This window comes from Actinocrinis sp. (assembly GCF_035938995.1).
In the GTDB taxonomy this organism is placed as follows: Bacteria; Actinomycetota; Actinomycetes; order Streptomycetales; family Catenulisporaceae; genus DASZGI01.
Genome location: NZ_DASZGI010000255.1, coordinates 1 through 14444, shown reverse-complemented (window position 1 = coordinate 14444; position 14444 = coordinate 1). Strand labels below are relative to the sequence as shown.

The 14444-nt window shown below is 71.7% G+C and carries 7 protein-coding genes; 4 read left to right on the top strand and 3 right to left on the bottom strand.

The window, feature by feature from the left end:
* On the bottom strand, positions 1–1478 hold a 1478-nt coding region (locus tag VGZ32_RS17760; protein ID WP_326887185.1), incomplete at its 3' end, for a molybdopterin-dependent oxidoreductase.
* Positions 1479–1677: 199 nt separating this feature from the next.
* On the opposite strand from VGZ32_RS17760, the gene VGZ32_RS17755 reads away from it, so the two are divergent.
* The 4 genes from VGZ32_RS17755 to VGZ32_RS17740 all read left to right on the top strand — a co-directional run bounded on the left by VGZ32_RS17755 (position 1678) and on the right by VGZ32_RS17740 (position 9619).
* Positions 1678–2859, top strand: coding sequence for a polysaccharide deacetylase family protein (locus VGZ32_RS17755; RefSeq protein WP_326887184.1), 1182 nt, complete (start codon positions 1678–1680; stop codon positions 2857–2859).
* Between the two features lie 184 nt (positions 2860–3043).
* Positions 3044–3547, top strand: a complete 504-nt coding sequence (locus VGZ32_RS17750) for an Hsp20/alpha crystallin family protein (RefSeq protein WP_349263642.1) — start codon at positions 3044–3046, stop codon at positions 3545–3547.
* A gap of 526 nt (positions 3548–4073) precedes the next feature.
* On the top strand, positions 4074–6803 hold the full coding sequence (locus VGZ32_RS17745) for a helix-turn-helix transcriptional regulator (RefSeq protein WP_414642560.1): 2730 nt from the start codon (positions 4074–4076) through the stop codon (positions 6801–6803).
* Positions 6800–9619: a helix-turn-helix transcriptional regulator gene (locus tag VGZ32_RS17740; RefSeq protein ID WP_326887182.1), complete on the top strand. Its 2820-nt coding sequence runs from the start codon at positions 6800–6802 to the stop codon at positions 9617–9619. Before VGZ32_RS17745 ends, VGZ32_RS17740 begins: the two co-directional genes overlap by 4 nt.
* Positions 9620–9989: 370 nt before the next feature.
* Here the strand turns inward: VGZ32_RS17740 and VGZ32_RS17735 are convergent, their stop codons facing one another.
* The gene (locus tag VGZ32_RS17735; protein WP_326887181.1) at positions 9990–13469 is read right to left on the bottom strand and encodes a discoidin domain-containing protein; all 3480 of its coding nucleotides are present in this window, start codon (positions 13467–13469) and stop codon (positions 9990–9992) included.
* 329 nt (positions 13470–13798) lie between these two features.
* Positions 13799–14444 (bottom strand): HAAS signaling domain-containing protein (locus tag VGZ32_RS17730; protein ID WP_326887180.1); only part of this gene is annotated, 646 nt, incomplete at its 5' end.

Here is a 14444-nt window from a genome sequence, read left to right as displayed (position 1 = left end):
AGCGCGGGGTCGGCGTCCGGCCCGTAGCCGGAGGCGATCATGGTCAGCCGGGCGAGGATCTCGCACTCGTCGAGCACGCCCGGCGCCTTCTCGACCAGCGGCGGGTTGTACCGCGGGACGTTGCGCACCGCCAGCATGTTGAAGGCGAAGTCGTAGTGGTCCTTCTCGACGATGCGGGACGGGGGCAGGATCACGTCGGCGTGCCGGGTGGTCTCGTTGAGATAGCAGTCGACCGCGACCATGAAGTCCAGACCCGCCAGCGCTTCGTCGAGCCGCGGTCCGTTCGGGGTGGACAGCACCGGGTTCCCGGCCACGGTGATGAGGGCCCTGATCTGGCCGTCGCCGGGCGTCTCGATCTCGTCGGCGAGCGTGGCGACCGGCAGCTCCCCGTTGGCCTCGGGCAGGTGCCGCACCCGGCTGTGCCACCGGCCGGTGCGGTAGCCGCGGCCCGGGCCCGGACGGGGCGCGGGCAGGTGCGGGGCCTGCGGGAACATCGCGCCGCCGGGCCGGTCCAGGTTGCCGGTCAGGATGTTCAGCACGTCGACGAGCCAGCTGGTGAGCGTGCCGAACTCGACGGTCGTGGTCCCGATGCGGGCGTACACGGCGGCGGTCGGCGCGGCGGCCAGCTCGCGGGCCAGGGCGCGGATCGTCTCGGCCGGAACGCCGCATGCCTGCGCGACGGCCTCGGGCGGGAAGGCTGCGGCGTGAGCGGCCAGCTCCTCCAGACCGACCAGGTGCGCGAGGAGCGGACCGGGTTCGGCCAAGCCCTCGGCGAGCAGCACGTGCACCATCGCGAACAGCAGGAACGCGTCGGTACCCGGCCGGATCGCGACGTGGCGGTCGGCCAGCGCGGCGGTACGGGTTCGGCGGGGGTCCACCACGGCGAGGCTGCCGCCGCGGGCCCGCAGCGCCTTGATCCGGCCCGGGAAGTCGGGCGCGGTGCACAGGCTGCCGTTCGACTCCAGCGGATTGGCCCCGAGCATGAGCAGGTGATCGGTGCGGTCCAGGTCGGGGACCGGGATGCTCAGCGGATTGCCGAACATCAGACCGCAGGAGACGTGCTTCGGCATCTGGTCGACCGTGCTCGCGCTGTAGATGTTCCGCGTGCCCAGAGCCTTGAGCAGGGGCTTGATGTACAGGCCGCCGGCCGTCGTGTGCGTGTTGGGGTTGCCGAGGTAGCAGGCGACCGCGTCGGCCCCGTGCGCTGAGATCAGCGGGCGCAGACCGGCCTCGATCCGGGCGAAGGCTTCGGACCACCCGACCTCGCGCCAGGTCGAACCGTCGCGCACGAGCGGCGCGCGCAGCCGGTCGGGGTCCTGGTCCAGTTCGCCCAGCAGCGCGCCCTTGGGGCAGATGAACCCATGGCTGAAAAGGTCGTCCCGGTCCCCGCGCACGCCCACGATCAGGTCTTTTTCGAGCGTCACCGCCAGCCCGCAGGTCGCTTCGCACAGCGGGCACACCCGGAAGGCAGTCTCCATTGATCCTCCGAACGGTCGTGGTTGCATCTTGGCACGCGAGGTCGTAACAGACGATGGCGTTCGGGAACGGTGACGCGCGCCACACGAGCCGGAGCGGGGAAACCGGAGACCTGGGGAAACGGTGGACCTGCACGGAGCTCCCTGAAGCTCGTCTGAAGATCTTTCAACCGGATCATCACTCCGTCCGTCTTGAGGGGGCGTGAGTTCCGATGACTGGAAATGGGACGCGGCGCGAGGCCCCGGGTGGGGCGCGCGCCGCGACGAAGACCTTGCGCGCACCGTCGCGCTGGGCGGCGTGCCTGCTCCGGCGGGGGCGTTGGACGACACGCTCCCTGCGTCCGGCGCGCCGCGCGACCGGTATGGGCGCGTGGACAACCCCGACCCATTCGATGGCGGCCGGCACGGGGAGTTCCGGATCGCCGATCCGTCAGGCGGCGTCGACGAGTACGCGGCACCGCCGCCGGCATCCGGTGGCCGCTTCACCCGGCGCGTGCTGTTCGCCACTGCCGGACTGATGCTGGTCGGCGGCGGCGGATACGCGGCGGCACGGGCCCTGAGCGGGCGGGCGTCACGCCTCGGCCTCCTCGGCTCCAGCTCGCCGGCGTCAGGCGGCGGCCCGGGGCAGCCCGCCTCGTCGGGGCCGTCGCAGGCCCAGCCGCCGTCATCGGCGCAGTCGTCGCCGTCGGCCGGCGCGCCGCCCACGGATCTGTCCTCGTCCCCCGCCGGATCGGGCTTCGACTCGCCCTCGGCCCCGGCCTCGGGCGGTCCGACCGGTTCGACCGACCCGTCGCAGGTCAGGACGAAGCCGCAGTACTACGTGGCGGCGGGTCCCAAGATGATCGCGCTGACGCTCGACGACGGACCGAGCAACGTCTACACGCCGCAGATCCTGGCGCTGTTGGACCAGTATCAGATCAAGGCGACGTTCTGCATGATCGGCGGCCAGATCGCGGCGAACCGCTCGCTCGTGCGCGAGGTGGCCGACGCGGGGCACGTGATCGTCAATCACACGTGGGACCACGCCGACCAGTCGAAGCTCTCTCTGGCCGGCGTGCGCTCGGAGATAGCGCGCACCAACGACGCCCTGGCTGACGTCGGCGTCCACCCGACCGTCTTCCGCGCCCCCTACGGGGCCTGGTCGACCGCCGTGTTCCAGGCCTGCGCCGACGCCGGGCTGCGGCCTCTGGACTGGTCCGTGGACCCGCGCGACTGGTCGCGCCCCGGTACGAACGTGATCGTGTCGCGGATCCTGGCCAACACCCGCACCGGATCGATCATTCTGGAGCACGACGGCGGCGGAGACCGCTCGCAGACCGTGGCCGCCCTCAAGATCGTGCTGCCGCAGCTCCTCGAGGACGGCTACCGGTTCACGCAGGTGTGAGCCGACGCGCACTCACGGCGCACCCATCGGTCCCGGATGTTCCCAGTTCCTGCCGGGAATTGAGTCGACTAGGCTCAAGTTATAGGGAGTGCCGGTCGGAGGACCGGCCTAGTGGGATCGAGGAGCAACTTTGAGCACTGTGGTCTTCCCGGGCGCCGCGTCATTCCTGAACGCCGCGTCGCTGTTGAATTCTGAATCGCTGTGGACCCGGCGCGACCCGTTCGCCGAGTTCGACGTGCTGGTCCGCCGCTTCTTCGGACCGGCCGCGACGCGGCCGGCGCTTGAGGGCCGCGCGTTCACGCCCGCGGCTGAAGTGACCCGGGACGGCGACGACGCGGTCCTCCGCGTCGAGGCGCCGGGCCTGAACGCGGCCAAGGACGTCGTGGTCGAGGTCGACGGCGGCCGCCTGGTCGTGCGCGGCGAGCGCCGCGAGCAGAGCACGCGCGAGCAGGACGGACGCGGCTTCAGCGAGGTGCGCTACGGCGCGTTCCGGCGGTCGTTCGACCTGCCGGCGCACGTGACCGCGGACGCGGTGACCGCCTCTTACGAGTCCGGCGTGCTGACCGTCCGCGTCGCGGGCGCTTACACCTCTACTGAGCCGCGCCGCATCGCCGTCACCTCCGGCACCGCGCAGACCGCGGCGCTCGAGTCGGGCGACGAGGCCGAGGGCAACGAGTCGGGCGAGTAACGAGTCAGGCAGGCAAGCCGGGCACATGAAGCTGTGAAATAAAGAGACCGGCGGTGGGCCGGAGCGGACGAAAGGGACGGCGTCGGCTCCGACCCATGGTCGTTTTCGCGCTCTTTGCGCCTGTGGGGGCGCTATAGGCGTGCGACGCGGCCCGACCGCTGCTCGCACACGACTGCGAATCACCCTCCGAATCCCGCGCGGAGCTTCGCAATGAACAGGTATCTTGGGAATTGAACCGTGTCTGAGTCCGAACTCATCGCGGGCCGATCACCCGAGGTCGGAACGACAGCACGTTCGACGTTCGTCTTCGTTGCTTTCATAGTGGCCCAGCGGCAGGGGGTGCTGGATGCGCCGATCAACGCTCCTGGCTCCTGAGCGCCCCGACGCAGCGACTGCCCCCGACCTCCCCCCACCCCATCCGTCGCCCGCGCGGGCCATCCCGGCAGCGTCGGCCCCGGCGCGGGAATGCCTGGCCGCTTACCTGCGGAACCTCGTCGCTGATCTCGCGGCCGGTCAAGGCGGCAGCGTGCTCATCGAGGGGGAGCCCGGATCGGGCAAGACCACGGTGCTGTCGGCCGGGCTCGACGGCGCAGCCGACTTGGGCTGCCTTCTTCTGCGCGGCTCGCCCGGCGCGGACGACAAAGCGCTCAGCCTCCGTCCCCCCGGGGCGACCACAAGCGCCGAGGCCGGTGGCGGAGACGGCGCAGCGCCGGACCTCGAGTTCCCGGCCCCTGGCTCCGGCGCCGCAGACGTTCAGAGAACCCTCGCCGCCGTCGAGCGGATGTGCGACCGATCGCCGGTCGTCCTCGCCGTGGACGATCTGCACCGCGCCGAGCCGGACCACCTGCTGCTGTGGCACCGGCTCAGCCGCCTGGCCGCCCGCCTCCCGCTGCTCCTGGTCGCGACCGCCCGTCCCACCGCGCCCCGCTCGGGCTCCGCCTTCGACTTGGCGCGTCGCGCGCTCACCCGGGACGGCGCCGCGCTGCTGGAACTCGAACCGCTGACGTCCGCCGAGGTCGCGGTCCTCGCCACGGCGGCGCTCGGCGCGTCACCGAGCGCGAACCTCCGGCGGCGACTCGAGGCCGCGGGCGGCAATCCCGCGTATGTTCTGGACCTCATCGAGAGCATGCGGCAGGGCAACGGCATCCGCATCGAGGGCAGCATCGCCGTGGCGACGGACACCGGCGCGGCGGCCACGTTCTCGCCAAGGCTGGTGGAGCAGGTGCACGCCCGGCTCGCCTCGCTGTCGTCGGACGCCCTGGCGGTGCTGCGCTTCGCGTCGCTGCTGGGCGTGGAGTTCACCGGGCGCGAACTGGCGGTGCTGAGCGAGCGCGAGCCGCATCAGCTGCTCTCGGTACTCGACGAGGTGATGCCGGCCGGGGTTCTCGTCGAGCACGGCGTGCGCCTGCGCTTCCGGCATCCCCTAGTCAGCCAGGCGCTCTACCACAGCATGCGCGAGACGAAGCGCTCCGCTCTGCACCGAGCGGCGGCAAAGGCGCTCGACGCGGCCGGAGCGTCTGTGGAACGCGTCGCCGAGCAACTGCTGAGCGCCGCCGCGCTGGCCCAGGACTGGCCGGCCGAATGGATCGCCGCGAACGCGGACGGGCTGACCTTCCGCGCGCCCGAACTCGCGATCGGGCTGTTCCGCCGCGCGATCGACCACGCCGCCCCCGACGACCCGGGCCGACTGCTGCTCGAAGAGAAACTCGCCGCGGCGATGTACCTGACCGGACGCAGCGACTGCGTCCCCGCCGCGCTCGGGTTGCTCGAGTACGATGCCGATCCGGTGCGCCGCGCCGCCTGGGCGTTCATGTCCGGCACCGCGCTGAACCGGGTGGGGAGGTACACCCAGGGGCTCGAAGCGGTGGACGAGGGTGTCGCGGCCCTGGCAGGCGCCATGGACAGCCTCCCCGACGGTGAGGCAGACCTGTGGACGGCGCGCTTCACCGGGCTGCGTGCCCAGCTCGTCTACGCTCAGGGACTGGTTGACGAGGCCGGCGCACTGGCCGAGTGGGCGCTGCTTGAGGGCGGCCGGCTCAGCGACCCGCTCACCGAGTGGTACGGCGCCCACGTCAGCTCGATGATCCTGGCGGCGGCGGGCGACCTGACGAGCGCACTGGCCCGGATCGAACAGGGCCTGGCGGCGCTGGGGGAGCGCTGGCGGCTGGCCGACCAACGTGTCCTGATGATGCAGAACCAGGCGGTCATGCTCGGCCGGCTCGACCGCACCGCCGAGGCGTACGCGGTAGTCGAGCGCGCCCAGGAGATCGCCGAGCGCCACGGGGTCAGCTGGCGCCTCGCCGGCGTCGTGGCCCGCTCCGTGGCGCTCCTCTACCTGGCCGGACGCTGGGACGAGGCGCTGGCCGCGCTGCGCCCGGTGATCGATCGGCCGGACTCCGCAAAGCAGCGAAACCCCTTGTCAGCCGTGCGCCTGCTGATCCTGGTGCACCGTGGACAGATGGCCGAGGCGCGCGGGCACGTGGAGTCCGTGCGCGGCGAACGAGAGAGCCCGGACGGTCGGCTCCTCCAATACCCGATCCGGGCAGTGGCGCTGTTCGCGGAGGCGGACGGGCGAATCCCCGACGCGCTCGCGGCGCTCAAGCCGGCCCTGCTCGAGGGTGGTGTATGGGATCTCGACGACAGGAGCTGGTGTCTGCCGGATCTCACCCGGCTCGCCCTGGCGGCCGGTGACGAGGCCACGGCGCGCTTGACCGTGGCGGTGGCCGAGGCGGACGCCCGGCGCGAAACCGCCAACACGCGGCGCCGGGCGTCGGCGCGTCGGTGCCGCGGCCTGCTCGACCGGGATCTCAGCGTCCTGGCGCAGGCCGCCGAGTACTATCAGCAGGCGGACGTGCCGCTGTTTCTGGCGCACACCCGGGAGGACCAAGCCGTCGTGGCGGCGGCGCGCGGCGACGCGGAAACCGCCCGCCGCCACCTGGAGGACGCCGCCGAGGGCTACCTCAGGCTCGGCGCTTTGTGGGACCTGAGCCGCGCCGACGCGCGCCTGCGCGAGCTCGGCGTGCGGCGCGGGCGGCGTTCGGGGCGCGCCCGGCCCGGCACCGGGTGGGAGGCGCTGACTCCGGCGGAGGCGAAGATCGCCTCGCTGGTCGCCGAGGGCAGCTCGAACCCTGAGATCGCCGACCTGCTGTTCCTGTCGCCGCGCACGGTTCAGACGCACGTGTCGCACATCCTGGCCAAGCTCGGCCTGCGCTCCCGCAGCGAGATCGCCCGCGAAGCCGCCCGGCGGGTGCCGTGACCGACCCGACGCCCCCGGTCGCACCGACCACGCCGACGTCAGAAGAAGAACCCTGGGTGGGGCGGGACCAGGAGCTCGCGCGGCTGCACGGGCTGCTGGGCGAGACGGCGGCGGGCGCCGGCGCCGCGGTGGTCGTCGAAGGGGCGCCCGGGTCCGGCAAGAGCGCGCTGTTGTCGCTCACCGCGCGCGAGGCCCGACGGCGCGGGTTCCACGTGCTGTGTGGCGCCGCGGACGAACTGGGCCGCGACGTTCCGCTGCTCGCTCTTCGAGAGGCTCTCGGCCCCGAAGGCGCGGACGTTCCCGCGGAACCCGACGAGATCGTCGCGTATGTCCGGGAGCTGACCGAGCGGGCGCCGACTCTGATCACCGTCGACGACCTGCACTTCGCCGACAGCGCCACCGTCCTGGTAGGGCAGCGGCTGGCAGCCCTCACGCGCGACCGTCCGCTGATGCTGATCGCCTCCCGGTGGCTGGCCCCCGCACGCGCCGCCATCCCCGGCCTCGCACCGATCCACCTGCGGCTCAGACCGCTCGCCCGGCAGGAGGTGGAGCAACTCCTGCGGCAACTCGCGGGCGCCGCGCCCGGACCGCGCCTGACCGCCCTGGCCCGGCTCGCCGAAGGCAGTCCGCGGCTGCTGAACGACCTGGTGGCGACGCTGATCGCAGAAGGCTCACTCGCAACCGTGGACGGGATCGCCGACGTCGCCCCCGGAACGCAGGCGCCCCCCCGGCTGCTCGCCACGGTCGCCTCCCGCCTCGCCGGCCTGCCGTCCGGCACCGTGTCCGCGCTCCGCCTGGCTGCGCTGCTCGGGCCGCGATTCGGCGTCGAGGACCTGGCCGCGCTCGCCGGCCGCGACCTGTCCGTGCTCGTCCCGATGCTCACCGAACGGGAGGTCGCCGGGATCCTCGTCGATGCCGGCGGCTCCCATCTGGGGTTCCGCAACCCCCTGGTCCGCCAGGCCCTCTACGCCGACATCCCGGTGGCGATCCGCGCGCTCCTGCACCATCAGGCGGCGCAGATCCTGGCGCGGGACCGAGCCCCGGCGGACGACGCAGTCGCGGACGAGGCCGCCCGGCACCTGCGGGATGCCCGGGAGCCACCCGAGGGGTGGGCGCTGGACTGGCTCGTGGACCACGCCAGAGTCCTGACGGTGCGCGTGCCCGTCATCGCCCTCGAACTGTTCCAGCGCGCCGTCGACCACGCCCCGAACAACGACCTGCGTATGGCAGTGCTCTGGAAATACCTCAGCGCCAGTGCGCACCGCATCGGCCGCCGTGACGCGGTGGACCTCGCCCGCCGGTTCCAGGCCCAGGCCGCCGATCCCGATCACCGCGCCTTCGCGGACATGTTGCTCAGCGCGGTGCTGCTGCGCGACGGCCGCACGGAAGAAGCCCTCGAAGTCGCCGAGCGCGGCGAAAAAGCGCACGCCGGCGAGAGCGAACCGCAGCGGCGCCGAGCCACCCGCTTCCTCGGCCTGCGCGCCCGGGTCCTGTGCTATCAGGGCCGGTACGCGGACGCCGAACCGCTGGCCGCGGAAGTTCTCGAGCGAACCGGGTCGCTGGGCGACCCGACCGCCGTCATCTGCGCGAACCACGTCCTCGGCCGCGTGCGCCTGTCCCGCCGCGACCACCTGGGCGCACTGGCCGCCCTCGACGCGGGACTCGCGGCGTCGCGGTCCGCCCTCCGGCTGGCCTCCGACCTCGAGATCGACTTCGGCGCGGCGCGCGCGCTCCTGCTCGGCGACCTGGACCGGCTTCCCGCGGCGATGCGCGGGCTCGAGGCCGCCCGGACGGTGGGCCAGCGCACCCAAGCTCTGGCCGCGCTCGGTTTCGTGCAGGTGGCCGGGGCGTCGCTGCACTATTCGGCGGGACGCTGGGACGTCGCGCTCGGGGAGCTGGCGGCGTTCGACGAGCAGGCGGCGGCGGACGCGTGGCTGCCCGCGCAGGCCCACGGCTTGGCCGCGCTCATCCTCGCGCACCGCGGCCGTGACGACGAGGCGGACGAGCGGCTCGCCCGCGTCGCAGACGTGCCGATCCCGTCGGGCGGTCCGCTGAGCCGGTCGGCCCATCTGCTGATGGCCAGAGCCCTGCGGGCCGAGACGGACGGCAGGCCGGCCGACGCCTTAGCCGAGCTCGCCGTCGCGCTCGAGCCCGGCGTCGCCCCCGACCTGGAGCAGCGCTACCTCCTCCTGCCGGAGATCGTGCGGCTCGCGCTCGCGGTCGGTGACGAGGCTTGTGCGGAGGCTGCCGTCCGCGCCGCCGAGACGGAGGTGGTCGCGGCGGCTCCGGCGCGGGCAGCGGCGGCGCAGCGTTGTCGCGGCCTGCTGACGCAGGATCCTGGGCCGCTGCTGACAGCGCTGGAGTACTACCGGCGCATTCCGCGTCCTTTGGAGCTCGCCCGCACGTGGGAGGACCTTGCGGCGGTGACCGCCGCACGCGGCGACCTCGACGGCGCTCGGGCCCACCTGAATCAGGCCGTGGACGCCTACGTGGCGCTGGGAGCCGCCGGGGAAACAGCTCGCGCCGACGCGCGCATGAGGGTATTGGGTGTGCGACGCGGCAGACGGCGTGCGGCGCCCCGGCCCGGCGACGGGTGGGAGGCCCTGACCCCGACCGAGGTCAAGGTGGCCGGACTGGTCGCGAAGGGCCGGTCCAACCGGGAGATCGCGGTGACCCTCTCGCTCTCCCCGCGCACCGTGCAGACGCACGTCTCGCACATCCTGGTGAAGCTGGGATTCGGCTCGCGCAGCCAGATCGCCGGCGAGGCGGCCGTGCGCCTGCTTCCCGCCACGCCGACGCACACGGGGCGCACTTAAGAACGTCCCGCCGGGGCCGGGTGACCCGGAGCCGCCCGACACCACCCGTGGGTGGGCGACCCCGCGAGGGTGTGCGGCACCTTGACCGCGGGGTCGCCACGGGGGGCGTTTCCATGGTCCGCCCGCCGCCGCCGCCGAGGTATCCGCCACCTGGCGTACATCGAATCCGAGCGGGCACCGCGCACCGCTTCGCAGCACTCAGCGTATGCAGCAGGCACCGAACACGCACGGTTGAATGCTCAACATTCGCTCAGCGCACATTCTCACCGCCCAAGAGTGCGCCGCCGGTACGGTGACACGAACCGCACCGGCGGCGCCCGGGCCTTTCCTCTAGGTCCTACCTAGTTCCTCGCCTCGCTGGGGATCGGCGTCAGTCCATGGCGTTCGCCGTGACGTCGCTCGGGTTGTTGAGGGTGCCGGACAACGGCAGGTTGCGCGACGAGTCGCCCACCAGGATCTGGTAGCCGCCCGCCGACGCGATCCAGTTGCTCGACGTGGTGTCCCAGTGCGCTAGATCGTGCGCTGTCACGGTGAACGTGACGGTCCCGGAGGCTCCCGGGTTCAGCGCGATCCGCTGGAAGCCCTTGAGCTGGTGCGGCGGCTCGCCGACCGATGCCGGATCGCCGACGTACAGCTGCGCCACCTCGGTCCCGGCCCGGCTGCCGGTGTTGGTGACCGTCGCCGTCACCGTCGCGTGGCCGTTGTTCAGCGCCCCGACCTGCAGGTTGCTGAACGAGAACGAGGTGTAGGACAGGCCGAAGCCGAACGGGAACAGCGGCGTGACGTTGTTCGCGTCGTACCACCGGTACCCGACGTCCAGGCCCTCGGAGTACTGCACGGTGCCGCCGGTGCCCGGCCACTGCGCGGCAGTGTTCGCCGGCAGCGCGGTCAGCGAGGTCGGGAAGGTGATCGGCAGGTGCCCGGACGGGTTCACGTCGCCGAACAGCAGCGCCGCGATGGACTGTCCGTACTCCTGGCCCTGGTAGAAGCCCTCGAACACGCCCGCGACCTGGTTCAGCCACGGCATCAGGATCGCCGAGTTGTCGTTGAGCACGACGATCGTGTTCGGGTTCGCCTGCGCGACCGCGGAGATCAGCGCGTCCTGGTTGTTGGGCAGGTTGAGCGTGGTGTTGTCGGACTCTTCGTGCCCGTAGTTGTCGGCCGCGAAGACGATCGCCACATTCGAGGACTGCGCGAGCGCGACCGCGGAGGCTTGGTTCGAGCCGTCGTTGTAGCTGACGGTCACGTGCGTTCCGGCGGTCCGCTGCTGAATGCTGTACAGCGGGTCGTACGTGCCGGAGCTGGTGGCGCTGCCGCTTCCGGCGCCGCCGGTGATCGCGCCGGAGCTGGCGTCGCTGCCGATGATCGCGATGGACTCGGTGCCGTTCGGGTTCAGCGGCAGGACGCCGTTGTTCTTCAGCAGCACCGTGCCCTCCTCGTCGCCTTGCAGCGCGGTCGCGAGGTGCGCGGGCTCGGCGACGATGGCGGTCGTGGACCCGGTCGGCGCGTGGTCGAACATGCCGAAGCGGAACATCTGGGTCAGCACCCTGGACACCATCGTGTCGAAGGTGGCCTGGGTGACCTGCCCGTTCGCGACGGCCGTCTCGAGGTTGGGGCCGAAGAAGCCGCCGAAGGGCATCTCGATCGTCTCGCCCGCGTTGGCCGACTGCACGGTGTCGTGGATGGCGCCCCAGTCCGAGCTGATGAAGCCCTGGAACCCGGCCTGCTGGTAGAGCCCGATGTTCTCGATCGACGGGTTCTGGCAGGAGTACTCGCCGTTCACGTTGCTGTACGCGCACATGATCGCCGCCGCGCCGCCCTTCTCGATGGCGGTCTGGAAGCCGGGCAGGTAGATCTCCTGCAGCGTACGCGGGTCGACCACGACGTATCCGCCGCCGCTGCCCGGTCCGTCGGGCTGCTCGATGTTGTATGCGGCCGCGTGCTTGACCATGGCCATCACGCCCTGGCTCTGCATGCCCTGGACGTCCGCGCTGACGATCTCGCCGGTCAGGTACGGGTCCTCGCCGAAGGTCTCGTAGGACCGGCCCCAGCGCGGATCGCGCACGATGTTGATCGTCGGGCCGAGCGAGACGTTCACGCCCTTGGCGGCGAACTCCTGGCCGGCCGCGACGCCGAAGTTGTGCTCGTAGCCGGTGTCGAAGGTGGCCGCGGCCACTTCGCCGTCGGGGAACTGCACGACACCGCCGAGTCCGTCACCGACGCCCGCCGGCCCGTCCTCGAGGTTGACGTTCGGGATGCACAGCGCCGACTGGCCCTGGATCTGCCCGATATACGTGCTCGAGCCGTCGCCGAAGAGCAGATGGTCCTTCTGGTCCTGCGTCATCGCGCCCATGAGTTGGGCGACGCGGGTGGAGACGGCCACGTTCGGCTCGTTGAGCCAGGGGCAGCCGCCGGGCGCGGGCTGTGGCGGGGGCGGCGGGACGGTGGCGGTCTGGTTGCCGACGGTGTAGACGGCGAACTCCCAGAGCGAGTCTCCATACCCTGTGCCGCGGGCTGTGGCGTACATGCGGACGTACTGGCCGTTGCCCGAGACGTTCAGGGTCTGGGTCCCGCCGGTCCCGGTGGTGGTGGAGTAGATCGTGGTCCAGTTCGCGTTGTCGGCGGACGTCTGGATCTGGAACGCCGAGGCGTAAGCGTTCTCCCAGGTCAGCACGATCTGGCAGATCGGCAGGCTGGCGCCGAGGTTGACCTCGATCCACTGCGGGTCCGCGGACGCGCTCGACCAGCGCGTCACGGAGCTGCCGTCGAAGGCGTAGAAGGGGTCGTACGCCGGATTGTTGTCCTGGATCGAGGACGCGCTGGCCGGGTGTCCGAGCGCCGCGTTGGCGGTGCCGCAGTTGCCGTTGCCGCCGCCGCTGTTCGAGGGTGACGGGCTCGGCGACGGCCCGCCGCCACCGTTACCGCCGGTGAAGACCTCGAATTCCCACAGGGAGTATCCGTACCCTGTGGCGCGCGTGGTGCCGTACATGCGGATGTAGCGCCCGGTGCCCGAGACGCTCAGCGTTTGGGTCCCGCCGGTCCCGGTGGTGGTGGAGTAGATCGAGGTCCAGTTCGTGTTGTCCGTGGAGACCTGCATCTGGAACGCGGTGGCGTACGCGGTCTCCCAGTTGAGGACCACCTGGCAGACCGGCAGTGCGGAACCCAGGTCCACGTCGAGCCACTGCGGGTCGCTGAACTGGCTGGACCACCGGGTGTTCAGATTGCCGTCGGTGGCCGCCGACGCCGGGAGGGAAGCGCTCTCCTGCGAGGACGCGGTCGTCGGCTGGTCGAGCGCGGCGTTCTGTGTGCCGCACGTCGCACCGCCGCCGGATCCGGCGGTGCCGTAGACCTGGAACTCCCAGATGCTGTATCCGTAGCCGGTGTTGCGCTGCGTGCCGTACATGCGGATGTATCGGCCGGTCCCGGTGATGTTCAGCGTCTCCGTGCCGCCCGGACCCGTCGTCGTCGAGTAGATCGTGGTCCAGTTCGCGGCGTCGTCAGACACCTGAATCTGGTAAGCCTTGGCCGAGGCGGTCTCCCACTGGATCACCACCTGGCTGATGGACGAGGACGTGCCCAGATCCACCTGAAGCCACTGCGGGTCGCTCCACACGCTTTCCCAGCGCGTGTTCGTATTGCCGTCGACCGCGTTCGCCGCGACGTTCCCCGCGTTCACCGAGGAGGCGGTCGCGGGCTTGCCCTGGGAAAGCAGTGTCCCGGCCGCGTGGGCCGTGCCCACCGTGACCGCGGCCAACAGCGCGGCGACGAGCGAGAGGACAAGGGAGACGGCGAGGAGGGCGGAGCGGGTATTTCGGGTGCGCAAAGACGTCACCCAGTGGCTGACAGCCATGGACATTCCTCACGTTGTGGTGGGCACTACGCGAGGGAGAGCGCTCTCCTGAAAGGTTCGCCGGGGCGGCAGGCGGTGTCAACATTGCCGGAAGGTTCCGCAACCGTCACGCCGGCGGCCCGCAATCCACCCCGTGTTGCGGAACCGTACTGGTCAGGGCTTTGATCGCGGCCTGAGCGCATCGATGTCGATCCGTTTGCGGAGACTTTACCCGGTGCGTCCACATGGTGAGACGGTTCCGGTACGGCCGACGCCCGGCGCGATCGCGGCCCTGAACCATACTTCAGGGCCGGGTCGCGCCGGGCGTCGGCACGCTGTGGGCTGCGAGGTCAAGAGGCGCTGTGCGTCGGGGTGGCCTGACCGGTGCCGACGGTCGCCGGAGTGTCGGACACCGGCTGCTGTGAGGTGGCCAGGAAGAAGATCCCGCCGAGCGCCGGGATCGCCACGACCGCCGCGCAGACGGCCCACACGCCCGCGCCCCAGCGGGGAGCGCTGCCGATCACGGTCGCGGCGCGGGCGCTCTGGAACAGACGCATCGCCGTGAGGACCGGCGCGGCCAATCCGACGGCCAGCAGCAGGAGCGGCACGAGCACGGCGTTGGTGGCCAGGCCGGAGGCCAGGACGATCGGCAGCACCACACCGCCCGGCAGCACGAGGGTGCCCAGGATCTTCTCCCGGCGTGTCCAGCGCGGCGACGCCCACAGCAGCAGCACGCCGACGAGCCAGCCGACACCTGCGGCGGCGGCGCCGACCAGCAGCAGGATGAGCGCCGCGATCTCAAGGCCGCCGATTCCCCCGTCGGCCTGCGCGGGTTCGACGTCGCCGGACAGGGATGCCGCGACGATCTCGCGCGGCGAGCCCAGCGCCTCAAGCACCGCGCTCACGGCTTCGGCGTCGTCGCGTCCGCTCTCGGCCAGGGCGACCTGGATGTGCGAGCGCACGTCGTCGACCAGTTCCCTGCGCCGCCCCGCCGGG